Below are 22,744 nucleotides of genomic sequence, written 5' to 3'. Positions count from 1 at the left end.
TATTATGGCAAAGAAAGTACTTTATAATGAAGAAGCTCGCGCAGCCCTGCTCAGAGGTGTAGATCAGCTGGCAAATGCAGTTAAGATTACATTGGGACCAAAGGGCCGCAATGTAGTACTGGATAAGAAGTATGGTGCACCAAACATTGTCAATGATGGTGTTTCTATTGCCCGTGAAATTGAACTTCCGGATCCGATTGAAAATATGGGGGCTCAGCTGGTAAAGGAAGTTGCAACCAAGACCAATGATGTAGCTGGCGATGGTACCACAACGGCAACCCTGCTTGCACAGTCCATGATTCATGAAGGGATGAGAAACGTTGCTGCCGGCGCTAACCCGATGGTACTCAAGAAGGGTATTGAAATGGCAGTTAACAGACTGGTTGAAGAAATCAAGAAGAAGTCTGTTCCGGTTAAGACTAAGGAAGCCATTGCTCAGGTTGCATCCATTTCTGCTGCAGATAAGACAGTTGGTCAGCTTATTGCTGATGCCATGGAAAAGGTTGGCAATGACGGCGTTATCACTGTAGAAGATTCCAAGGGAATGGGAACCAACCTCCGCGTAGTAGAAGGTATGCAGTTTGACCGCGGGTATATCAGCCCATATATGATTTCTGATGCAGATAAGATGGAATGCGTCATGGATGATCCGCTGATCCTCATCACCGATAAGAAGATTAATGTACTTCAGGACATTCTTCCACTTCTGGAAAAGGTTGTTCAGTCCGGCAAGGAACTCCTTATCATCGCTGAAGATGTAGAAGGTGAAGCTCTGGCAACCCTGGTAGTTAATAGACTCCGTGGCGCACTGAAGTGTGCAGCTGTTAAGGCACCAGGCTTCGGCGATCGCCGTAAGGCTATGCTTCAGGATATTGCATGCCTCACCGGCGCAACCGTTATCAGCGAAGATATGGGGCGTAAGCTCTCCAGCGCAACCCCGGCTGATTTGGGCAGCGCTCATCAGGTTCGCATTACCAAGGACAACACTGTTATTGTCGGCGGTGCAGGAGATAAGGCTCTGATCGCTCAGAGAGTATCTCAGATTCGTGAACAGATGGCCAACACCACATCTCAGTTCGACAAGGATAAGCTTCAGGAACGTCTGGCTAAGCTGTCTGGCGGCGTAGCTGTCATTGAAGTAGGCGCAGCAACCGAAGTAGAAATGAAGGATAAGAAGCTTCGTCTGGAAGATGCACTCAATGCAACCCGCGCAGCAGTAGAAGAAGGTATCGTTGCCGGCGGCGGCACAACCCTGGTTAACATCCAGAAGAGCCTTGACAGCCTGAAGGCTGAAGGGGATGTACAGACGGGTATCAATCTGGTTCGCCATGCCATTGAAGCTCCGGTACGCCAGATTGCTGATAACGCAGGCGTAGAAGGCGCAATCGTTGTAGAAAAGATTAAGGAAGCCAAGGAAGGCATTGGCTACAATGCAGCTGAAGATAAGTATGAAGATATGATGGCAGCTGGTATTGTGGATCCGGCCAAGGTAACCCGCAGCGCACTGCAGAATGCAGCAAGTATTGCTGCCCTGGTACTCACCACGGAAGCTGTAGTTGGGGATATCCCGGAAGAAAAGCCAGCAGTTCCACAGATGCCGGCAGGTGGCATGGGTGGAATGATGTAATCTGAATCATTATCAGATTACAGAGTTAACAAAAAACTGTGAATCCAATGGGTTCACAGTTTTTTGTTGGAAAATTACAGGCAAAGAGGAAAAGAAAGCGTATGCTACAATAGAAATATGACAGGAGGATAAAAATGAACATACAGATAAAGCGTATCTATGATGCCCCTGATGCGACAGATGGATTTCGTATCCTTGTAGATCGGGTCTGGCCACGGGGTGTTTCCAGGGAAAAGGCAGCATTAAAGGAATGGGATAAAATGATTGCTCCATCATCGGAGCTCAGGAAATGGTTTGGTCATGATCCGTCCAGATACGAAGAATTCAGGAAGCGATATTGGAAAGAACTGGAAGATAATCCGGAAACAGAGTCGTTTATAACTTTGATAAGGCAGCACATGGATGAGGGACCAGTTACCCTGTTATTTGGTGCTAAAGACAGGGAACATAATCAGGCTGTGGTGCTCAGGGAGTTTCTTGAAGAAAATATTTAGTTTGCAGAAAAATAAGTGGAGGGTGTATGGAGCTTCGGGTTATGAGGTATTTTCTGGCGGTGGCCAGAGAGGAAAATATAACAAAGGCAGCAGAGAAACTGCATCTGACACAGCCCACATTATCCAGACAATTAAAGGAACTAGAAGAGGAGCTGGGCACAGACCTCTTTGTACGTGGAAAAAGACGAACCACACTGACAGAGGCAGGAATTCTTTTTAAGACAAGAGCGGAAGAAATTATGTCTTTGGAAGAGAGGACCAGGAATGAGTTTGCCCATCTGGGGGAAGCGGTAGCCGGGGATGTATATATAGGCTGCGGGGAAACAGAAGCCATGCGTGATGTAATCAAGGCACTGGCACCTGTGCTTCGCCAGTATACCGATGTACATCTTCATCTTCTGAGCGGAAATACCAGGCAATCTCTGGACTATATGGAGAAGGGACTTCTTGATTTTGCTCTCCTGTGCCGCAGTATTCCACCGGAAAATTATCATTATATTCAGCTGCCCTACCGTGATACATGGGGACTTCTAATGAGAAAGGACAATCCTCTGGCGGATAAACCGGGAATCCGTGCTGTGGATCTCAGGAAAGAACCCGTCATTGTATCGTCACAGTTGGCATCTCGAAATGAGATACAGCGATGGATGGGAGAGTATACGTCGCTTCATGTTACAGCTACCTATAATCTGGCTTATAATGCGGCCTTTCTTGTGGAGCAGGGGATGGGAAGTATGATTATCTATGATCGACTGGTTCCCTGTGGCACCGATCTCAGGCCGGACCTGGTATTCCGTCCTTTTATACCGGCACTTCACAGTGGTAATTTTTTTGTCTGGAAAAAGGAACATACCCTTTCCCGGGCGGCAGAAATACTGAAGAAACGAATGGAAGAATGTTTTAAAAATGCCTGAAAGGCATGATAATAGAAAGATAGTGGGTATTGGCTATTATTTTACCTCCTGCCCTATAATGAAATCATCAGAAAGACAGAGGTTTCATTATAGGGCAGGAGGTATTTTTGTGGATAAAAAAGTGGTTATCATATCCGCCAGTCTACGAAAGGACAGCAATTCAGAACAGCTGGCAAAAGCCTTTGCACAAGGGGCGGAAAGGGCTGAAAATGAGATAGAATTCATATCTCTTTCCGGGAAAAAAATGGGATTCTGTACCGGGTGTCTGTCCTGTCAGAAAACGTTCCGTTGCTATATGCAGGACGATGCGGCAGTCATTGCCGAAAAGATAAAAAATGCAGATGTGGTGGTATTTGCTACGCCGATTTACTATTACGGGATAAGCGGTCAGTTGAAAACTTTGTTGGACCGGTGCAATCCCATATTCCCACAGGAATACAGGTTCAGGGATGTATATCTTCTTATGGCGGCAGCAGATGATAATCCCCACACTACGGATAAGGTTATCAGCAGTCTGGCTGGTTGGGTCGAGTGTTTTCCCAGGTGCAGGTTGGCAGGAACCGTTTTTGCTGGTGGAGTGACAGCACCGGGGGATATTAAGAATCATATGGCGCTCAAAGAAGCTTTTGATGCAGGAATGCATATTTAGGTACAAAGAGGGGTTAAAATGAAAAATCTGAAGAAAGTGAAATGGTTTTCCTTTGTTCTGGCGGGGCTTACTCTGGCGGGGCTGGTAATGCCGGTAGATGCGGCGGATGTAAGCAGCAAGTCCGGAAAAGCCGGTGCCGTGCATCAGATTTCTTCTACCCCATGGGAAGGAGAAGAACATCTCAAGCTGACAAGCGCATGGGATAAGACATTTCCAGAGAGCGATAAGGTTGACCATACCAAGGTAACATTTCATAACCGGTATGGGATTACACTGGCTGCTGATCTGTACATGCCAAAGAACAGACAGGGCAGAATGCCGGCTCTGGCAGTAGCCGGCCCATTTGGCGCAGTGAAAGAGCAGGCTGCGGGAATTTACGCGCAGAAACTGGCAGAAATGGGATTTATTACCATGGCTTTTGATCCTTCCTTTATCGGGGAAAGCGGTGGAAATGTCAGAAACGTGGCAAGCCCGGATATTAACACGGAAGATTTCTGCGCGGCAGTGGATTATCTGTCCAATCGCAGTGATGTTAACCCGGATAAGATTGGCATCCTGGGTATCTGCGGCTTCGGCGGTATGGCGTTAAATGCGGCAGCCATCGATACCCGGATTAAGGCCACGGTTACTTCCACCATGTATGATATGAGCCGTGTAACTGCTAATGGTTATTTCGACTATGAAAAAGACAGTGATACACTGAAGAAAGAGCGAATGGAACGCCGTAAAGCCCTCAATCAGCAGCGTACGGAAGACTACAGGAATGGAACATATCAGCGGGCCGGCGGTGTGGTAGATCCGCTTCCGGAAGATGCACCGCAGTTCGTTAAGGATTATCATGCTTATTATAAGGGAAGAGCATACCATCCAAGATCTCTAAATTCTAACGATGGATGGAACACAACCAGTGCACTTTCATTTACCAACATGCCTCTTCTTTCCTATGCAGATGAAATTGAAAATCCGGTGTTGATTATCCACGGGGAAAAGGCACATTCCCGTTACTTCTCTGAAGATGCATTCAGGAAACTTAAGGGAAATAATAAGGAGCTTCTGATTGTTCCGGGGGCAAACCATACTGATCTGTATGACAATATGAATAAGATACCTTTTGATAAGATTGCTGCGTTCTTCCATAAATACCTGGGCTGAGTGGCTTTCGTAAAAAGGAAATAGGAACAGGATTTGTTATTTTCACCATTATGAGGCAGCATGCATAAAAACACCTGGCAGCTCTGTGAAAGAGACTGTCAGGTGTTTTTGCGTCTGACGAAAAGGCAGGAGAAAGGTATATTTCTTATCAATCTATGTAACCTGTGGTAAAATAGCAGGAATGTGAGATCTATATTTTACTGACAGGAGAATTGTATGGAAGCATTAAAAACGGTAACAATCAGTAAGCGGGCAGAGTTGGCAGCCAAAGGGGGACATCCCTGGATTTACGGGTCTGAAATTAAGGGGAAGGACGAGGGGATTGAACCAGGTGAGATTGTCCGGGTGCTGTCTGGAAAGGGAAAATTCATAGGCAGCGGCTTTTATAATGAACACTCCAAGATCACGGTTCGTATTATATCCACAAATGCCAATGACAGATTTGACGATGCCTTCTGGAAACGCAGAGTTTCCTATGCGCTGGATTACCGTCTCCAGGTTATGCGGCCGGAAGATTATGATAATATGCGAATCATCTTTGGTGAGGCGGATCAGCTTCCGGGGCTTACCGTGGACAGATTTGGAGATGTGCTGTCTGTGCAGGTCCTGTCGCTGGGAATAGAAAAGAACAAAGATATCATCCTTAACAGCCTGATTGAAGTGCTCCGGCAGCATGGGCTTCCGGTCAGCTGTGTATATGAAAGAAATGATGTGAAGATACGCGAACTGGAAGGACTCACGCAGTATAAGGGGTTCTTTGACTCTCCGCTTCTTAATCCGGAAGACAGAAAGACCATAACGCATATTGTGGAGAATGGAATTCATTATGATGTGGATGTGGAAAATGGGCAGAAAACAGGATTTTTCCTGGATCAGAAATTCAATCGTCTGGCAGCGGGGAGCATTGCCCGGGGAAGGCATGTTCTCGACTGCTTTACCCATACCGGGGCCTTTGCGCTCAATGCGGCCCGGGGTGGAGCTGCTTCTGTAACGGCGGTGGATATCTCAGCCGAGGCGGTGGCTATGGTTAAACATAATGCAGAATGCAACCATTTGGAAATAGAGGCGGTGGAAGCGGATGTATTTGAATATCTTACGGAACTCGACCGGACACATAACCATACGTATGATTACATTATTCTGGATCCGCCTGCCTTTACCAAATCAAGACAGACTGTGCATGAAGCGTTCCGGGGCTATAAGGAAATCAATTATCGGGCTATGAAGATTCTGCCACGCGGAGGGTATCTGGCTACTTGTTCCTGTTCTCATTTTATGGGGGAGGAACTGTTCATCAAGATGCTGAAAGAAGCAGCCAGGGACGCGGGAGTGACATTAAAGCAGATTGAATCCCGGCAGCAGGCGCCGGATCATCCGATTTTGATGTCGGTTCCGGAAACCTATTATCTTAAGTTTTTCCTGTTCCAGATTGTATAAGTATAATCAGAAATTAAAATGACAAAGAGGCCGGCATCCATTTTGGATGCCGGCCTCTTTGTCATTCTGCCTGCGTATTACAGCAGAGCTTCTCTTTCTCTGATATAGTCTTTCAGATTAAGGATGCGGGTAGCGCACCAGGTCCCGTTTACATCTTTTTCCATAAGTACTTTCCAGGTGAAATCGTGTTTTAATTTCCGGTCATGAACACGTACACTTACAATAGCCTGGTCACCTTTTTCTTCAATGGAAAGGCATTGAGTGATGGTTAAGGTAGTAAATCCAAGATAGGAAGTAATGGCATTTACAGGTTCATCGAACAAGGATGATTCTTTCTTCTTGCCCTGGAAACGTAGCTGTGTCTGATGAACCAGTTCGTCAGCAATAGGGCTTTTCAAACTGCGGAGGAGTGAAGCGGCGGTTCTATGGTCCTTTTTTCCATCTTTGGAAAGTACATCCGCAGAATCATCAATGGCGGCTGAATAGACTTTGTTTAAATCCACCCGGTAGGCAAGCAGGTCATAATCATGGCTCTGTACTGCCTTCTGGATTTCTCCGGCTGCATAGGCAGGCGTGTTCATCCAGTAAAAATAAAACCAGGAAGCAGCACCGGCAATGAGTATGGCGAAAAGGATGCCGGCTTTTTTCAGTTTAGACATAATATTCTCCCTGTATAACTATATGTATTTACATGAGTTTCCTATATGGTATTGTACATGGAGGAGCCCAGGTTATTCAAGCGGACCATACAGGTTATGATATAATTAAACAGTAAATAATATTCAGGAAAAGACACGGGGAGGGGCGGCCATGCCATTCCCCTTTTTTATAAGAAAGGATAAATATGGGATTATTAGAGGATACATTAAATCGAATTGTCCCTCTGTCCTCTGAGACAGAAGAAGAAATCCGCACCCGGTGGAACCGGCTGTATTTAGGATTGACCTATATGGGGAATGCGGTGGATATGGTGGTGCATTACGCGCTGTCGGTTGGAGAAACCATGCCGGAGGATCCGGAAAAGGTTCTTATTGCGCCGCTATCTGAGCATGGTGCGGCCCGATCTTTTATAAACAGGGAAACTCCGGATAATCCGGCGTATGCTCAGATGATAAAAGAGGCGGAGAAAAATGCGGCATTTGCAGGGGCTGAGCTTTCCCTTGTGGATACGGGACTTTCCGGTGAGGGGCTGAGCAATCCGCATATAAGCAGACAGCGTGTGGCAGAGGGAACCGCTGATTTTACCAAGGGGGCGGCAATGACCCGACAGCAGGCCATTCAGGCCATTGAGTCGGGGATTGAAATGGCCGGAGAATGGATTGAAAAAGGGAAGAAACTATTTTACCTGGGGAACCTGAGTCTGGGATCTTCTATGGCGGCGTGCGGAGTCATTGCCGGGCTGAAAGAGTGGAATGCGGCGGAAGTATATCGCCCCGAATCCTGGATGAGTAAGGAACAGGTGGTGGATGCCATAGAAAAGGTGCAGCAGGCACTGGATGCCAATCAGCCGGATAACCACAGTCCGCTCGATGTATTAATGAAAACAGGTGGTGTAGATATAGGATTCCTCACCGGGGTGATTCTGGGGGCGGCGTCCCGGCGCGGCGCGGTTATTCTGGACGGCCTGTCCGGCGTGGCCGCAGCCTATCTGGCTTTTGCGCTGTCTGAAAGTTCACTGCAGTCAGTGATGGCTTCTGAATGCTTCAGCGGAAACAGGAGACAGAAAGATTTACTGCAGGGACTTTCCCTTACCGGGGTATCTACCCTGAACCCTGTGTGGGAAACCGGTATGGCTGCCGTTATGGCCGGCGATATGCTGGAAACGGTGCTTCACATATATAAGGAATGTGCGACTAAGGAAGAACTGGGGGTAGAGGCATGAAATTTGACCGTAAGGAAAGCCATAAAAGCGGATGGGATGTAATGCAGGACAAGGTTTTTTCTCTGTATAAGGACAGGGGACAGGAACCACTCAGGAAAGCCCTGGTTGTTTTCTGCGGGGATACGGCAGTGGATGGAGTCAATAAGACACAGGGGCGCCTGAGCTTTAATGAGGCGGCTGTGATTTCACAGGGATATGGGCCGGTTAATGCGGCGGCGCGCAGAATCAATGCGCCAGTGTATCTGATTGATATAGGTTTACAGAAAGATACCACGGCAATTTCCGGCATACTCCATCAGAAGGTTATTCATGGTACGCATCATGGGTACCCGGCTATGGATAAGGAAACGGCAGAACGTGCGGTTTCCGCCGGTATGGCTGTGGCCCAGGCGGTAATCAGGCAGGGAATCGAGGCGGTCGGCCTTGGCCATGTGGGAGAAAGATATATGCTGTCGGCTCTTGCTGTGACAACGGCGGCTCTTCATCAGCGGCTGGAAAATGCGACCAGAAAGAATGGATATCGTCTTCACCTTAAAGAAGTCGGAAATTTGGCTGAAAATCCACTGGAAGTACTGGCCGCGACAGGTTCCACGGAAATTGTGGCGATGTTCGGATTTATTACCGTATGCGCCAAAAACGGTGTAGCGGTTGTGTTTGATGATGCGGTGTCCGGGGCGGCAGCACTGGCAGCAACGATTGTGTACCCGGAAGTCCTGTCGGGAATATTCCCTTCCCTGGCTTATGATGAACCGGTGCATAAGATGCAGATGCAGGCACTTCATATGGAACCGATGCTGCATTATGGTATTACCGGCGGCGCGGGGCTTGGAGCGGCAGCAGGACTTTCCCTTCTTGACCGGATAATGATGAATTATGGAAAGGCAGAGTAACTATGAAAGCATTATTTATCAAATGTAATGGGGAACTCACTCCGGATATGCTGGCAGGGGCACTGGTTAATATGGGGGTTCCGGAAATATATCTGCAGGCCGAAGGGAAAAAGGCGGGACTGTATACCCGGCCGATAATCAGGAATAATCCATACGCTCAGATTGGGGCTACTTATTTTTATCAGCCACCGGTAATGGGCGAGGAAAACCTGACCATGGAAGGATTGAAGGCAGAGTGGATGGACCTTTGTGAAAAAGGATGCCAGGAATTTCTGATGCCGGGGAATAAGGTTATGGATGCGCTGCAGGCCGGCCTGAATGAAACCGGGGATTCCTTGCAGGACCTTCACGTGGCGCCTGAAAATCTGATATCCCTTTACTATATTCTGCTGGGAATATCCTACCTGGAAGCAGACGCTATCTTCACATGCCCTCTGGATATTACGGCAGGGAAAACAGAACAGGGAAAGGCCGTATCGGCCATTTTAAAGCGCAAGGGGGCCACGGCAGGTCTTCCCATACCTGTGGAGGGGATTTCGACATTTGCAGCGGCCATTCTGGAAGGATTATCCGAAGAATTCCAGTCAATGGACGGGCGTTTTATAGTGGATGCTACGTCCTATGGTACAAGCCAGATAGAAAATCCGGCCGGTGAGAATACGGTAACTCTGTATCTTGGGTATTATACGGAAAAGAATAATTCTATTTTTAACAGAAGACTGCAGATTTTCGGCCGGTAATCTGGAAAAAGTAAAAAAGTTAACAGGATTTCCAACGCATAAAGTACAGATAAAACCACCGGACAGTATAAGAGATTTTAATACTGTCCGGTGGTTTTACTGTTTTTTATGAAAAAACAGAAACTATAAGAAAAGAAGATAAAGCATGAAAAAAACCAGATTTTATCGGAGAAGATGGACCTACAAAACTGGAGTCCGATGCGGGTTTAAAATATTTCTGTAAAAAGTTGTTGACATATGATGACGTGTCTGGTAAAGTATTGAACATGACGTTGCGATTGAGCGGCATCGAGAGATGCAAAGACTGCAGCGTCAAACGTTGAAAGAAAAGTTTCTTGAAACAAGGACTTGACAAACAACGTTGCAGTGATATAATAATATCGTTGCTGAAATGCGGAAGTAGCTCAGTGGTAGAGCACGACCTTGCCAAGGTCGGGGTCGCGGGTTCGAGCCCCGTTTTCCGCTCCAGTTTTCCTGAATAGCTCAGTGGTAGAGCAATCGGCTGTTAACCGATCGGTCGTAGGTTCGAGCCCTACTTCAGGAGCCATAGGGGTATCGCCAAGCGGTAAGGCAACGGACTCTGACTCCGTCATGCGTAGGTTCGATCCCTACTACCCCTGCCAATTATGATCCAATAGCTCAGTCGGTAGAGCACCTGACTTTTAATCAGGGTGTCCCTAGTTCGAGTCTAGGTTGGATCACCACGATGGCCCGTTCGTCAAGTGGTTAAGACACCGCCCTTTCACGGCGGGTTCGCGAGTTCGAATCTCGCACGGGTCACCAATGTGGGCGATTAGCTCAGCTGGGAGAGCGTCTGCCTTACAAGCAGAATGTCGGCAGTTCGAACCTGTCATCGCCCACCAAGTACGGCCCGGTGGTGTAGTGGTCTAACATGTCGCCCTGTCACGGCGAAGATCGTCAGTTCAAATCTGATCCGGGTCGCCACTTTTGCCTCGGTAGCTCAGTTGGTAGAGCAAAGGACTGAAAATCCTTGTGTCAGCGGTTCGATTCCGCTCTGAGGCACCATACTTTTGCGGCTGTGGCGGAATGGCAGACGCGCTACTTTGAGGGGGTAGTGATCTTTCGATCGTGTGAGTTCAAGTCTCACCAGCCGCACCATTTCTTTTCTTTGAAATTGTGCAACACAACTTAATATGCGGTCGTGGCGGAATTGGCAGACGCGCTATCTTCAGGCGGTAGTGGACATCGTCCGTGAGAGTTCAAGTCTCTCCGACCGCACCAATTCAAAGACAAAAGCTCTATCTATGGTAGAGCTTTTTTTATTGTCTGACAGCTTAATTGGCTGAATTATCCTGCCCCTGCGGCTTTCTTTCAGATATCTGTGGTCATGGTATAATGGATAGGTATTATCAGGTAGTTTTGAGGTACAATCATGCATGTATTTAAACTGGAAATCACACCGGCAAGGACTATAGCTGCAGGATTTGCCCTGGTGATTATTCTGGGGGCGGTTTTGCTGCGTCTTCCATTCTGTCTGAAACCGGGAGTCACCCTTTCTTTTATCGATTCATTATATACAGCTACCAGTGCAGTCTGTGTTACCGGCCTGGTGGTCACAGATACCGGTTCTACTTTTTCACCGATAGGAGAGGCGTTAATTGCCCTGCTTATCCAGATTGGCGGGCTGGGGGTTGCTGCCGTGGGGACAGGGGTTATGGCCGCCTTTAACCAGAAACTTAATTTTAAAAGTCGCTACCTTATACGGGATAGTTTCAATCTGAATACCATGGGCGGTATTATCCGATTCCTTAAATCTCTTCTGGTGGCCACTCTAGTTATTGAGCTGCTGGGAGCCGTCGCTGCGTTTACCGTGTTTATTAAATCCTACGATTTCTGGACAGCGGTGGGAATCAGCTGTTTTCATTCCATAGCCTCATTCAATAATGCTGGTTTTGATATTTTGGGAACCGGCAGCAGTATGTATATATATCGCAATAATGTATGGCTTACGTTGGTAACAATCATACTTATTTTTCTGGGAGGTATCGGATTCGTTACGATAAATGAAATTTACCGTGAAGGGTTTCATTACAGAAAATGGTCACTGAATACCTGCGTTTCATTGTCTATGTCCATAATCCTTCTATTTGGAGGCGCGCTGCTGTTCAAGTGTACGGAATCCTTTAACTGGGGCGAGGCCATTTTTTACAGTATGTCGGCCCGTACAGCAGGATTTTCCACTATACCGCTTAATTCGTTCACGGCGCCTGGGCTGATGACACTTATGGCACTTATGTTCATTGGGTGTGCTCCTGGTTCTACTGGAGGCGGTATCAAGACGACTACTTTTTTTACCCTGGTTATCAGGCTTCGCCTTGCAGTTACGAATAAACCGGAGGAAATGTTTCACTATTCTATACCGGAAGGTGCTTTTAAAAAAGCAGCCATGGTGTTTTTTATGGGAGGATTTACAGTATACATAAGTACATTCCTGTTGATGTATACTAATCCTTCACTGCATTTTCTGGATGCGCTGGTTGAAATGACCAGTGCCTATGCTACCGTTGGCCTTTCTACAGGGATTACCTCATCGTTGAATACGGCTGGTAAATTACTTACCATCATTGTTATGTATATTGGCAGGCTGGGGCCTCTGACTGTAGCCACACTTTGGTATTATGAGGATGATGCAAAGGCCAGATATCCGGCTGATTATATTTCCATTGGGTAATAGGCAACCTATACCGGGAGGAATTGAATTATGTTTAACTTTCATAGTGAGGCAAAGCAGAATGTCTCGTATGGTATTCTTGGAACAGATCGCTTTGGATATACGCTGGTGGAAGAACTGGCAGAGTCAGGAGTGGACTTGCTGGTTGCAGGGAAGAAATCAGCAGATATAAGGGAGCTGCGCAATGTTACGGAAAATGCACAGATTATCCGGGACTACAGCAAAACAGCACTTAAGGATGCCGGATTTAAAAACTGTGATGTGGTTATTGTCTGTCTGGAAGATATGACGGACTCGATACTGGCTACGCTTAATCTGGGGAATATGGGGGTAAAGAAAATTATTTCACGGGCCAGCTCTACAGAACACGGGGAAATTCTGGAGAAACTGGGGGCGGAGGTTATCTATCCGGAAAGGGATATGGCGGTAAGACTGGCCAGCCGGTTTAAATCCAACCTTATTCTGGACTTTGTACAGCTTAATGAAGTGCTCAGTATATTTAAGGCTCAGATTCCGGATGTGCTGGCAGGAAAGACTGTGCTGGAGGCAAGCCTTCGCAGGTCATTTGATCTGAATATTATTGCAGTAGTTCAGAACGGAAAACTCATAGAACGAATCCGCCCGGATATGACGTTTCAACAGGGGGATGTACTGTTTCTATCGGGAAGGAAAGAAGACTTCAGCCGCTTTATTCGCTGGGCAGACAGTCAGAAAAAATAACAGGGAACAGAAATTAACAGGAGAAGGTTATGGAAAATAAATTAGTAATCATTGATGGGAGCAGCCTCCTTTACCGGGCATTTTATGCGCTTCCGCCGCTGTCTAAAAATGGCGTTTACACCAATGCGGTATTTGGGTTTCTGCGGATGCTTCTCAGCATTTACCGTACACTGGATCCGGAATACATGGCTGTATCTTTTGATAAGAGCAGAGAAACGTTCCGCACAAAGATGTACAGTGAGTATAAGGCTACGAGAAAGCCGGCACCTGACGAACTGGTACCTCAGTTTGCGCTGATTAAGGAAGTACTGCGGGTCATGGGGGTTGCTGTATATGAGCCGGAAGGATATGAAGGGGATGATGTCCTTGGGACACTGTCCAGACGGTATGAGGACAGCCTTCCGGTTTATATTGTCACCGGGGACAGAGATGCTCTCCAGCTTTCTGATGAGCATGTCACCGTGCTTCTTACCCGGAAGGGCATTTCTCAGATGGATGCCATGACGCCTGAGGCGGTAATGGAAAAATATCAGATTACTCCTTCGCAGGTTATTGACATGAAGGCCCTCATGGGCGATGCTTCGGACAATATCCCCGGGGTGCGGGGCGTAGGCGAAAAAACAGCGCTCAAGCTGATCACCCGGTATAAGACACTGGACGGGATTTATGACCATCTGGATGAAATCAAAGGAGCGCTCCATAAGAAGCTGGAAGCAGATAAGGAAGCCGCTTATCTGTCATATGACCTGGCAACCATCCGCCGGGATATTCCGCTGGAATCCACTCTGGATGAGATGAAACTGCCTGTGCACCTGGATGAAATGAACGCTCTGTTCCGTCGTCTGGGCATGGATACCATGGTCAGTGAATTCAGCCGGCTGCCACGATTTGAGGCGCTGGCCAGAGAAAAGAAAGAGCAGACAGCGACACAGATTAAAGAAGCGGAGCCATGGAGTGAAGATATCTCCGTGGAAGGGGAGACACTGGCACTGGTTATTCCCTTCACCGGTACGGCCCCTTTTCTGCAGGCTCCTTTTGTCATGATTGTTTCTCATGACCATGTATGGAGAGCGGAAAGGGAACAGTTTCCGCAGGTACAGAAAGTCCTGTCAAAGGCGGCTCATGTGGTGGTGACGGACAGCAAGAAACTGTGGGAATCGGATTTCCCTCTGCATGGACTTGCACTGGAAGATATTTCCCTTTCTGCTTATGTCCTGAACCCGGGACGCACGGATTATCCGCTCAGTTACCTGGCGGAATTCTGCGGCATTGATCCGGTATATCCGGAACAGATGGAAACGCCGGAGGAAAGCGGCGCGGTTACCGGGACATTCCTGCTCTCTGTATATGCGCATCTTGTGCCGGAAATGGAAAAGAACGGAGTAGACGCACTGTACAGGAATATTGAGCTTCCGCTGGTGGAAGTTCTGGCCGCTATGGAAAAGGCGGGGATTGCTACTGATCAGAAACGATGGAAAGAAGTTCTGGAAGATATGCAGCAGAGAGAAAGGCATATCCTTCGGGAAATCTATACCGAAGCGGGAGAATCTTTTAATGTGAATTCTCCCCGGCAGCTCTCGTATATACTTTTTGATAAGATGCATATGCCGGCAGGGAAAAAGACCAAGACGGGGTACTCTACCGCCGCGTCTGTACTGGATAAGCTGGCGGAAACTTATCCTTTTGTAAAGAAAATCCTGGAATACCGTACGTTGTCCAAGCTTATATCCACATACCTGCTGGCGCTGCCGGAACTGATCCGACCGGAAACGGGACGTATCCATACCTCGTTTAACCAGACGGTTACGGCTACCGGGCGGCTCTCCAGCTCAAATCCAAATCTGCAGAATATACCGGTACGTACAGAAGAGGGGAGGAAAATCCGCTCCCTGTTTGTTCCGGGAGAAGGATATGACTGTTTTATCTCATCCGATTATTCTCAGGTAGAGCTTCGCGTACTGGCGCACATGTCCGGAGATCCGGGACTGATTGCGGCATTTAATAATAAGGAAGATATTCACCGGCGTACGGCTGCGGAAATCATGGGGATTCCTTTTGAAGAGGTAACTCCGGAACAGAGATCGCATGCCAAGGCAGTAAATTTTGGTATCATTTACGGTATCAGTGACTATGGACTGGCACGACAGCTCAATATCAGCCGTGAAGCAGCTGCCAGGTATATGAAATCCTATTTTGAAAGATATCCGCATATCCATGAATATATGCAGACCATGATTGAACAGGCGCGTAACACGGGCCGGGCGGTGACCATGTTCGGCAGATACAGGGAATTACCGGATATTCATTCTAAGAATTTCAACCGGCGCTCCTTTGCCGAAAGAACGGCGATGAATACTCCGATTCAGGGGACGGCAGCGGATATTATGAAGATAGCCATGCGTAATGTATATAAAAAGATGCAGGCTATGGGATGCAGGAGCCGGATTCTGTTACAGGTACACGATGAACTGATTGTAGAGGCAGTTAATTCCGAAAAGGAAATGCTGGAGAAACTGCTGAAGGAAACCATGGAACAGGCGGTTAAACTGCGTGTTCCCCTGGTTGCTGATGTACATACAGGCACTAACTGGGCCGAGACAAAGTAAGGACGGATGCTATGTTTATTATCGGACTGACAGGCGGAATCGGCAGCGGGAAGAGTACCATCGCCTCATGGTTCAGAGACTGGCATATTCCTGTGATTGATGGGGATAAGCTGGCCCGGGAGGCAGTGAATCCGGGGAGTCCGGTACTTTCCATACTGGCCGATGCGTTTGGGAAGGAAATCCTCTCTGAAGAGGGGACCCTTAAACGCCGGCAGCTGGGGCAGATAGTGTTTCAGGATAAGGCAAAGCTCAGCCGTCTGAATCAGATTATGCATCCGGCTATCTGGCATCTGGTGGAAAGCCGCATTAAGGCCTGTAAGGACGCCGGAGAAAAACTGGCTGTCCTGGATATGCCGTTACTGATAGAGGCGGGGTGGCAATCCCGGGTGGATTCCGTATGGGTGGTCTATGTATCCACGGAAGTACAGATTTCCAGAGTTATGAAACGGGATGGTCTTAAGCGCAGCCAGGTTATGGCGATAATGCAGAATCAGATACCTGTGGAAGAAAAGCTGAGTTATGCGGACGTAATCATAAATAACGAGGGGTCAGAGGAAAATACCAGAAGGCAGGTACTTCAGGAACTGAGTAAAATTTCGGAGTTTACATGGCAGAAATAAGGAACAGACGGGCAAATCAATATAGAAGGCATAACCGGCACGTGCCGCGGAGGAAAAGCAGAAGTAAGAAGATATTTACGGTTTTTCTGGCGGCCCTGTGTCTGGTATGCTTTATCCTGCTGCGGGCATCAGATTATCATCCCAGCGCACAGGTGGCACAGCTTATTCTGATTAACGCGGAACGGTATAAACTTCAGCCGGAACTTCTGCAGGCAGTCATTGAAGTGGAAAGCAAATATGATGAAAAGGCAGTCTCCCATGTGGGGGCGGTAGGAGCGATGCAGCTGGTTCCCACAACGGCCCGGTGGATTGCCCAGGAGAGCGGAAACCCTTACGGGGATCTGAAAGATCCGGCTATCAATATTCCGCTGGGGGCGTGGTATCTTCGATATCTGATTAATAAATATCATGGTAATCTGGAGCTGGCGCTGGCAGCCTACAATGCCGGCCGTGGCAATGTGGATACCTGGATACGGGAAAAGAACTGGCCGGATGATTTTAATGATATAGATGCCATTCCGTTCCCTGAAACCCAGGGATTTGTGACACAGGTCATACGCATTAAAGAAGAACTGAAGGAAAAACATGAAATCCAGAAGCTAAAGGCACAGCAGGCATCCGTCGCACAGACGGGGCATACAGATAAGAACACGAAAGTGGGGTGAAGGAATTGGCAGAGCTTACAGAGAAACAGAAAGAAAGGCGACAGGCCTTTCTCGACTGGGATTTATCCGGACTGCCTGAAACGATAGGGACATTTCACAGAAAACGGATTGACCGGCAGGAGGGACGGATTTACTATGCGTTCGGGTATGAGGATGAAGAAACCGGCTGGGAGGCCAGGGTGCTTTTTGATGAAGAGACCATGGATTATATGGTCAAGTTCTATCTCAGAATGTATACAATCACTGAAATTGAACTGATTCATGGGGACTTCGATGGATTCCGGCGCGACGTGGAACGTCTGCTTCCCACCGCCATCACCCGCGAGTTCCTGCAAAGGGACAGGGTGTCCGTACTGGTAAAGGGCAGGGCTTTTACCCAGTGGGATTACGCAGAGGTACTTCCGCCTTCCTATGATGGATACCGGCTGCTGATATCCCCTGACAGACCTCTGCTGGGACTCAATGGGTCCTATATCATCGCAGAGTATGAAAACAGGGAAAAGAATACAGGGATTCTCTTTTTCTATAATATGTACCGTGATGAATATTATGGAGAACTTCGTGACCGGGGGATTCCGGGCATTGTTCATGAGTATGATGCCCGCACAGTGGAGGAGCTGGAGAAAAAAATACGTCTCCATCTGAAAAAGGATCTGGATAAACTGGGGACAGGTCCATTGGAACGTTGATGAAAACCAGCAGGAAACGCTCATTTTCTTTGTAATTATCCCTGTTCTATGGTATACTGACAAAGGTAAGTATTTATCCGTCATATATGTTTTCAGGTAGAGTGAGCTTTCAGCTCACTTTTTCTTATATTTAACATGAAAAAGTTACGTGGGATAAGGAGACGGAGCAATAGGAGCGGCTATGGGAAGAAAAGAAATTGAAAAGGCGGTAGAAACATTATTAGAACCATGCCTGGAAAAAGAAGGTATCGAACTGGTAGATGTTGAATATGTGAGAGAGCGGGATTGGATTCTCCGCATCTTCATCGACAAAGAGGGCGGTGTAGATTTAAATGACTGTCAGCATATCAGCGAAGAGGCCGGGGCTCTGCTGGATGAAAAAGATCTGATTGCCGGTAATTATCTGCTGGAAGTATCTTCCCCGGGAATTGATCGTATCCTGAAAAAGGATAAGGATTTCAGGCGTTTTGCAGGAAGCGATGTGGACGTTAAACTGTATGCCCCTCTGAACGGACGCAAAGAACTTAAAAATTTTACAGCCCGTCTGGATGGACTGACAGAAGATGGAAAGATTCGTCTTACCTATAACGACACAGAAGAACTGATTATTGATAAGGATAAAATGTCTCAGATGAGATTGCATTTTTCATTTTAATTCGGAGGAATAAAAATCGTGGCACAGGAAAAAATCAATGAAGAATTAATGGATGCGGTTCATGCGCTGGTAAAGATTAAAAAGGTTCCGGAATCCGTAGTATTTGAAGCACTGGAAATGGTGCTGCTTACTGCCTATAAGAAGGAACACGGCAATGCGGTAAAGGCATCTATTGATATGGATCACACCACAGGCAAATATCATATTTACGCTGATAAGGTAGTGGTATCGGAAATTGATCCGGACGATGAAGAAGGCATCAACAAGATTACTGTAAAGGATGCCAAACTGCTGAATCCGGCTTATGAGGAAGGCGACTATATCCGTATTGATGTGACACCGAAGGATTTTGGCCGCACAGCTGCACAGACAGCTAAGCAGGTGATGATTCAGAAACTGCGTGAAGCGGAACGAGGCTCCATCTATGCGGAATTTTCCGGTCGTGAAGGGGATATCATCACAGGAACTGTAAAATCCAGCGAATCCAGAACCATATTTGTGGATCTTGGACGTGTAGAAGGGATTCTTCCTTATAATGAACAGATCGCCGGTGAAACCTTTGAACCGAATCAGAAGATTAAGTGCTACGTACTGGAAGTACGTAAGACAACCAAGGGACCGGAAATCATCCTTTCCCGCACCCATCCTGGTCTGCTGAAGCGTCTGTTTGAACTGGAAGTACCTGAAATTTACAGCGGCACTGTGGAAATCAAGTCCGTTGTCCGGGAAGCCGGTTCCCGTTCTAAGATTGCTGTATATGCCATGGACCCAACCATTGATCCGGTAGGCGCATGCGTAGGACCTAAGGGACAGCGTGTACAGGATATTGTCAATGAACTGCATGATGAAAAGATTGATATCGTAAGATGGGATGAAGATCCGGCTGTGTACATAGCCAATGCGCTTTCACCGGCCAAGGTCATCTCCGTTTCCGTATGGGAAGATGATAAGTCCTCTTATGTCATTGTTCCGGATTATCAGCTGTCTCTGGCTATTGGCAAGTCCGGACAGAATGCGCGTCTGGCGGCCAAGCTGACCGGATGGAAGATTGATATTAAGAGTGAATCCCAGGCGGTTCAGGAAGGTGTTCTGACACCGGAAGGTGAATCGGAAGGTGCTTTTGATGATACAGACGATATCCTGGGGGATATTGAAGCAGAAGGCAATACAGAGGATAACGAATAATGAAGACAAAGAAGATTCCGATGAGAAGATGTGTGGGATGCGGTGAATCTAAAACGAAAAAGGAACTGATCCGTATCGTAGCACTTCCCTCCGGTATGATTGAGCTGGACAGAACAGGAAAGAAATCAGGGCGCGGAGTATATATCTGTGATAACCTGGAATGTTTTGAAAAGGCCTATAAGTCTCATGGACTGGAAAGATCGCTGAAGCGTCCGGTATCCAGAGATGTGTATGAACAGATAAGAGTTTCTATAGAAAATGAATAACAGGATATATGGATTGATTGGGCTCTGCATGAAAGCAGGAAAAGTACTGTCAGGTAATGAACAGGTGGAAAAGGGAATCAGAAAGGGAAAGGGGTATCTTCTGATTCTGGCCGCTGACAGTTCAGAACAGACGAAAAAAGATTATGTGCTGGCTGCAGAAAGACATCATCTTCCATATCGTATATTTGGAACGAAAGAAATGTTAGGACAGGCATTGGGCAAAGGCGTTCGTACAGCTGTACTGATCACCGACCGGGGATTTGCCAGAGCGATGCTGACCAAACTGGAGTAGTCTCATAGGATGGAGGAAATCTATGCAGAAATATAGAGTATATGAGTTGGCAAAAATGTTTGGGAAAACGAATGAAGAGGTCATTAGGACACTTCAGAAAAACAATGTTAATGTAAAAACCAACTTCAACAGCGTTGGTGAGAAGGAAAAAGACCTTCTGGAAAAGGCATTCAGTGGGAAAGAACCGAGAAAAAATACCCATCGAACCATCCGGACCGTTCGTTTTGACCGACAGGGAAGACCGGCAGGGAGAAAGGCAGATGAATCTCATCACAGTTCCTACTCTTCCTACAAGGTAGAACAGCCGCAAGAAGTAAAGAAAGAGAGCAACAGAGATACAGTGAAGACAGAAGACAGACATGTTTCTTCTCATAGAGGGGAAGAACGCAGAACCAGTTCGGAACATCGCAGCTATAAAGATCGTGACCACAACCGATTCAGTCACAGATCCGGAGACAGAAACCATGATAACCGGGAACGCAGAAATTCTGATTTCCGCAACGATTCCCATGATCATAGAAATGGAAACCGCAGCAGCGACAGAAATTACCGCGGCGAAGGCCGTCAGGACAGAGACCAGCGCGGCGGCAATCGAAATGGCACGATGAGAAAGCGTTCTCCGGCCCCGGTGGAAATGGCTATTCCAGAACAGCCGGAACAGCAGAAGCGTTTCAGAACGCCTCGTAAGAAGACAAAGAAAGATTATGAAAAGAGCCGCAGAGAACGTGAAGGCGGATCTCTCATGGCCCGTTCCCTGAAGCAGCATAAGAAGAAACATCCGCAGGAAAAGAAGCCGGTAGTTTATCCGACCGAAGTCAGCGTTCCTATGACAGTTACTGTCAAGGAATTTGCGGATCTGCTGAAGCGTGAAGTAAGCGAAGTCATCAAGCACCTTATGGCGGATGGCGTTATGGCCACAATCAACCAGAACCTGGACAGAGATACTGTGGAAATTCTGGCTGATGAATTTGGTGTTACCCTTCTGGAACCGGAAGAGGAAAAAGATCTTACCGAATACATTCCGGAACCGGATGATCCGAGATTCCTTAAGCCGCGTCCGCCGGTAGTTACCATCATGGGCCATGTAGACCATGGTAAGACCACACTGCTGGATGCACTGCGTTCTACCGATGTAGCCCTTCATGAAGCAGGCGGCATTACTCAGAGAATCGGTGCTTATCAGATTCGCTATAAGAACCAGAAGATTACCTTCCTGGATACCCCGGGCCACGAAGCGTTTACCGCTATGCGAACCCGCGGTGCGCAGGTTACCGATATCGCGGTCATCATTGTAGCGGCTGATGATGGCGTTATGCCGCAGACTGTGGAAGCTATCCACCATGCGAAGGCGGCAAAGGTTCCGATTATGGTAGCTATTAACAAGATTGATAAGCCAGGCGCCAACCCGGAACACATTAAGGAAGAACTGTCCCGCGAAGGCCTTATTGCCGAAGACTGGGGCGGCGATGTCATTATGGTTCCGATTTCCGCTAAGAAGAGAATCGGGCTCGATGACCTGCTGGAAAACATCCTGCTGGTAGCAGAAATGGAAGAACTGAAAGCCAACCCGAACCGTGAAGCCTACGGCGTAGTTATCGAAGCTCAGCTGGATAAGGGCAGAGGTCCGGTCATGAATGTCCTGGTAAACAATGGTACACTTCACGTAGGTGACGGTATTCTGGCAGGGAAGTGCTGGGGCCGTGTTCGTGCCATGACCAATGAAAAGGGACGCCGTATGAAGAATGCGGAACCATCTATGCCGGTAGAAATTCTGGGGATGGATTCTGTGCCGGAAGCAGGGGATCATTTCTATGTAATGGATGAAAAGAAGGCAAGAGAAATCGCTGAACTCCGTGCAACCCGTGCGAAGGAAGAAGCACAGGCTCAGGTACAGAAGGTAACGCTGGACAATATCTTTGAAAAGATTAAGGAAGGCGAAATGAAGGAACTGGATGTCATTATCAAGGCCGATGTCCAGGGTTCTGTAGAAGCACTGTCTCAGTCCCTTATGGGTATTAAGAGTGAAGAAGTCCGTATCTCCATTGTTCATGCGGCAGTTGGTGCCATTACCGAATCCGATGTTATGCTGGCAGAAGCTTCCAACGCATTGATTATCGGCTTTAATGTCCGTCCGGATGCTAACGCGCGTAAGCTGGCAGAACAGAACAAGGTAGATATCCGTCTCTATCGCGTAATTTATGACGCTATCGATGATGTGAAGGATGCTATGGCCGGTATGCTGGCGCCGAAGATCAGAGAAGTTATTCTGGGCCGCGGCGAAATCAGACAGGTTATCCATACACCGAAGGTTATTGTAGCCGGAGTATATGTAACGGAAGGCAAGGTAACCAATAACTGCCAGATCCGTCTTATCCGTGATGGCATCGTAGTTCATGAAGGCAAGATTGGATCTCTCCGTCGATTCAAGGATGATGTGAAGGAAGTTACAGAAGGATTTGAATGCGGCCTTTCCCTCGAAGATTATCGCGATATCAAGGAAGGGGATCAGATAGAATCGTTCAAACTGGAAGAAACGGCTAAGACAGCCGATGAACTGAAATAAGGTGAT

At 47.5% G+C, this 22,744-nt stretch carries 21 protein-coding genes and 10 tRNA genes; 30 read left to right on the top strand and 1 reads right to left on the bottom strand.

Translation table 11 applies throughout. The features are described from left to right. The first annotated feature begins 4 nt into the window (after positions 1 to 4). The 6 genes from groL (at position 5) to BLQ79_RS00265 (ending at position 6,273) form a co-directional block, all read left to right on the top strand. Positions 5 to 1,627, top strand: a complete 1,623-nt coding sequence (gene groL / locus BLQ79_RS00290) for a chaperonin GroEL (RefSeq protein WP_091362618.1) — start codon at positions 5 to 7, stop codon at positions 1,625 to 1,627. A 134-nt stretch (positions 1,628 to 1,761) separates the two neighbouring features. Beyond that, positions 1,762 to 2,121 (top strand): DUF488 domain-containing protein, encoded by a 360-nt coding sequence (locus BLQ79_RS00285; protein WP_091362616.1) that lies wholly within the window; start codon positions 1,762 to 1,764, stop codon positions 2,119 to 2,121. Between the two features lie 41 nt (positions 2,122 to 2,162). Further along, on the top strand, positions 2,163 to 3,035 hold the full coding sequence (locus tag BLQ79_RS00280; protein WP_234944872.1) for a LysR family transcriptional regulator: 873 nt from the start codon (positions 2,163 to 2,165) through the stop codon (positions 3,033 to 3,035). Positions 3,036 to 3,144: 109 nt separating this feature from the next. Further along, positions 3,145 to 3,684, top strand: a complete 540-nt coding sequence (locus BLQ79_RS00275) for a flavodoxin family protein (protein WP_091362612.1) — start codon at positions 3,145 to 3,147, stop codon at positions 3,682 to 3,684. A gap of 18 nt (positions 3,685 to 3,702) precedes the next feature. Further along, positions 3,703 to 4,836 carry an alpha/beta hydrolase gene (locus BLQ79_RS00270; RefSeq protein ID WP_200779792.1) on the top strand — a complete coding sequence of 378 codons (1,134 nt, stop codon included), beginning with the start codon at positions 3,703 to 3,705 and terminating at the stop codon, positions 4,834 to 4,836. Positions 4,837 to 5,052: 216 nt separating this feature from the next. Next, the gene (locus BLQ79_RS00265) at positions 5,053 to 6,273 is read left to right on the top strand and encodes a class I SAM-dependent rRNA methyltransferase (protein WP_091362610.1); all 1,221 of its coding nucleotides are present in this window, start codon (positions 5,053 to 5,055) and stop codon (positions 6,271 to 6,273) included. 77 nt (positions 6,274 to 6,350) lie between these two features. Here the strand turns inward: BLQ79_RS00265 and BLQ79_RS00260 are convergent, their stop codons facing one another. Then, positions 6,351 to 6,932, bottom strand: coding sequence for a hypothetical protein (locus tag BLQ79_RS00260; RefSeq protein WP_091362609.1), 582 nt, complete (start codon positions 6,930 to 6,932; stop codon positions 6,351 to 6,353). Between the two features lie 185 nt (positions 6,933 to 7,117). Between BLQ79_RS00260 and BLQ79_RS00255 the strand changes: the two genes are divergently transcribed. The 24 genes from BLQ79_RS00255 (at position 7,118) to infB (ending at position 22,738) form a co-directional block, all read left to right on the top strand. Further along, complete coding sequence (locus BLQ79_RS00255; protein ID WP_091362607.1) at positions 7,118 to 8,155, top strand: nicotinate-nucleotide--dimethylbenzimidazole phosphoribosyltransferase; 1,038 nt, start codon at positions 7,118 to 7,120, stop codon at positions 8,153 to 8,155. Continuing rightward, positions 8,152 to 9,045, top strand: a complete 894-nt coding sequence (locus tag BLQ79_RS00250; protein WP_091362605.1) for a nicotinate-nucleotide--dimethylbenzimidazole phosphoribosyltransferase — start codon at positions 8,152 to 8,154, stop codon at positions 9,043 to 9,045. Before BLQ79_RS00255 ends, BLQ79_RS00250 begins: the two co-directional genes overlap by 4 nt. Positions 9,046 to 9,047: 2 nt before the next feature. After that, the gene (locus BLQ79_RS00245) at positions 9,048 to 9,785 is read left to right on the top strand and encodes a hypothetical protein (RefSeq protein ID WP_091362604.1); all 738 of its coding nucleotides are present in this window, start codon (positions 9,048 to 9,050) and stop codon (positions 9,783 to 9,785) included. 393 nt (positions 9,786 to 10,178) lie between these two features. Further along, positions 10,179 to 10,253, top strand: a tRNA-Gly gene (locus BLQ79_RS00240). Between the two features lie 4 nt (positions 10,254 to 10,257). Next, positions 10,258 to 10,332 (top strand) — tRNA-Asn (locus tag BLQ79_RS00235). Position 10,333: 1 nt separating this feature from the next. After that, positions 10,334 to 10,408 (top strand) — tRNA-Gln (locus BLQ79_RS00230). Between the two features lie 5 nt (positions 10,409 to 10,413). Next, positions 10,414 to 10,489, top strand: a tRNA-Lys gene (locus tag BLQ79_RS00225). A gap of 4 nt (positions 10,490 to 10,493) precedes the next feature. Continuing rightward, a tRNA-Glu gene (locus BLQ79_RS00220) sits at positions 10,494 to 10,568 on the top strand. 4 nt (positions 10,569 to 10,572) lie between these two features. Further along, a tRNA-Val gene (locus BLQ79_RS00215) sits at positions 10,573 to 10,648 on the top strand. A gap of 5 nt (positions 10,649 to 10,653) precedes the next feature. Further along, positions 10,654 to 10,730 (top strand) — tRNA-Asp (locus BLQ79_RS00210). A gap of 5 nt (positions 10,731 to 10,735) precedes the next feature. Next, positions 10,736 to 10,811, top strand: a tRNA-Phe gene (locus BLQ79_RS00205). Between the two features lie 7 nt (positions 10,812 to 10,818). Next, positions 10,819 to 10,904: transfer RNA gene (locus BLQ79_RS00200), tRNA-Leu, on the top strand. A gap of 37 nt (positions 10,905 to 10,941) precedes the next feature. Beyond that, positions 10,942 to 11,027, top strand: a tRNA-Leu gene (locus tag BLQ79_RS00195). Between the two features lie 151 nt (positions 11,028 to 11,178). Beyond that, positions 11,179 to 12,477 (top strand): TrkH family potassium uptake protein, encoded by a 1,299-nt coding sequence (locus BLQ79_RS00190; RefSeq protein ID WP_091362602.1) that lies wholly within the window; start codon positions 11,179 to 11,181, stop codon positions 12,475 to 12,477. Between the two features lie 30 nt (positions 12,478 to 12,507). Beyond that, a complete protein-coding gene (locus BLQ79_RS00185) occupies positions 12,508 to 13,197 on the top strand; it encodes a potassium channel family protein (RefSeq protein WP_091362600.1) in 690 nt (229 codons plus the stop codon). 29 nt (positions 13,198 to 13,226) lie between these two features. Beyond that, on the top strand, positions 13,227 to 15,803 hold the full coding sequence (polA, locus tag BLQ79_RS00180; RefSeq protein ID WP_091362598.1) for a DNA polymerase I: 2,577 nt from the start codon (positions 13,227 to 13,229) through the stop codon (positions 15,801 to 15,803). An 11-nt stretch (positions 15,804 to 15,814) separates the two neighbouring features. Further along, entirely contained in the window at positions 15,815 to 16,423 is a 609-nt protein-coding gene (gene coaE, locus BLQ79_RS00175) for a dephospho-CoA kinase (protein ID WP_091362596.1), read from the top strand. Positions 16,424 to 16,464: 41 nt separating this feature from the next. After that, a complete protein-coding gene (locus BLQ79_RS00170; RefSeq protein WP_159427804.1) occupies positions 16,465 to 17,088 on the top strand; it encodes a lytic transglycosylase domain-containing protein in 624 nt (207 codons plus the stop codon). A 5-nt stretch (positions 17,089 to 17,093) separates the two neighbouring features. Next, complete coding sequence (locus BLQ79_RS00165; RefSeq protein ID WP_407639612.1) at positions 17,094 to 17,777, top strand: hypothetical protein; 684 nt, start codon at positions 17,094 to 17,096, stop codon at positions 17,775 to 17,777. A 181-nt stretch (positions 17,778 to 17,958) separates the two neighbouring features. Then, positions 17,959 to 18,432, top strand: a complete 474-nt coding sequence (locus BLQ79_RS00160) for a ribosome maturation factor RimP (protein ID WP_091362591.1) — start codon at positions 17,959 to 17,961, stop codon at positions 18,430 to 18,432. 33 nt (positions 18,433 to 18,465) lie between these two features. After that, a complete protein-coding gene (gene nusA, locus BLQ79_RS00155) occupies positions 18,466 to 19,617 on the top strand; it encodes a transcription termination factor NusA (protein WP_091362978.1) in 1,152 nt (383 codons plus the stop codon). After that, positions 19,617 to 19,883, top strand: coding sequence for an RNase P modulator RnpM (gene rnpM, locus BLQ79_RS00150; protein WP_091362589.1), 267 nt, complete (start codon positions 19,617 to 19,619; stop codon positions 19,881 to 19,883). Before nusA ends, rnpM begins: the two co-directional genes overlap by 1 nt. Beyond that, entirely contained in the window at positions 19,876 to 20,175 is a 300-nt protein-coding gene (locus BLQ79_RS00145; RefSeq protein WP_091362587.1) for a L7Ae/L30e/S12e/Gadd45 family ribosomal protein, read from the top strand. The genes rnpM and BLQ79_RS00145 overlap by 8 nt, the downstream gene beginning before the upstream one ends. A 22-nt stretch (positions 20,176 to 20,197) precedes the next feature. Next, positions 20,198 to 22,738, top strand: a complete 2,541-nt coding sequence (gene infB, locus BLQ79_RS00140) for a translation initiation factor IF-2 (protein WP_091362585.1) — start codon at positions 20,198 to 20,200, stop codon at positions 22,736 to 22,738. Positions 22,739 to 22,744: the final 6 nt, after the last annotated feature.

The organism is Dialister histaminiformans (genome assembly GCF_900103425.1).
Lineage (GTDB): Bacteria > Bacillota > Negativicutes > Veillonellales > Dialisteraceae > Allisonella > Allisonella histaminiformans.
The sequence above is the reverse complement of the archived record's forward strand: the minus strand, read 5'-3'. Positions and strand labels throughout refer to the sequence as shown.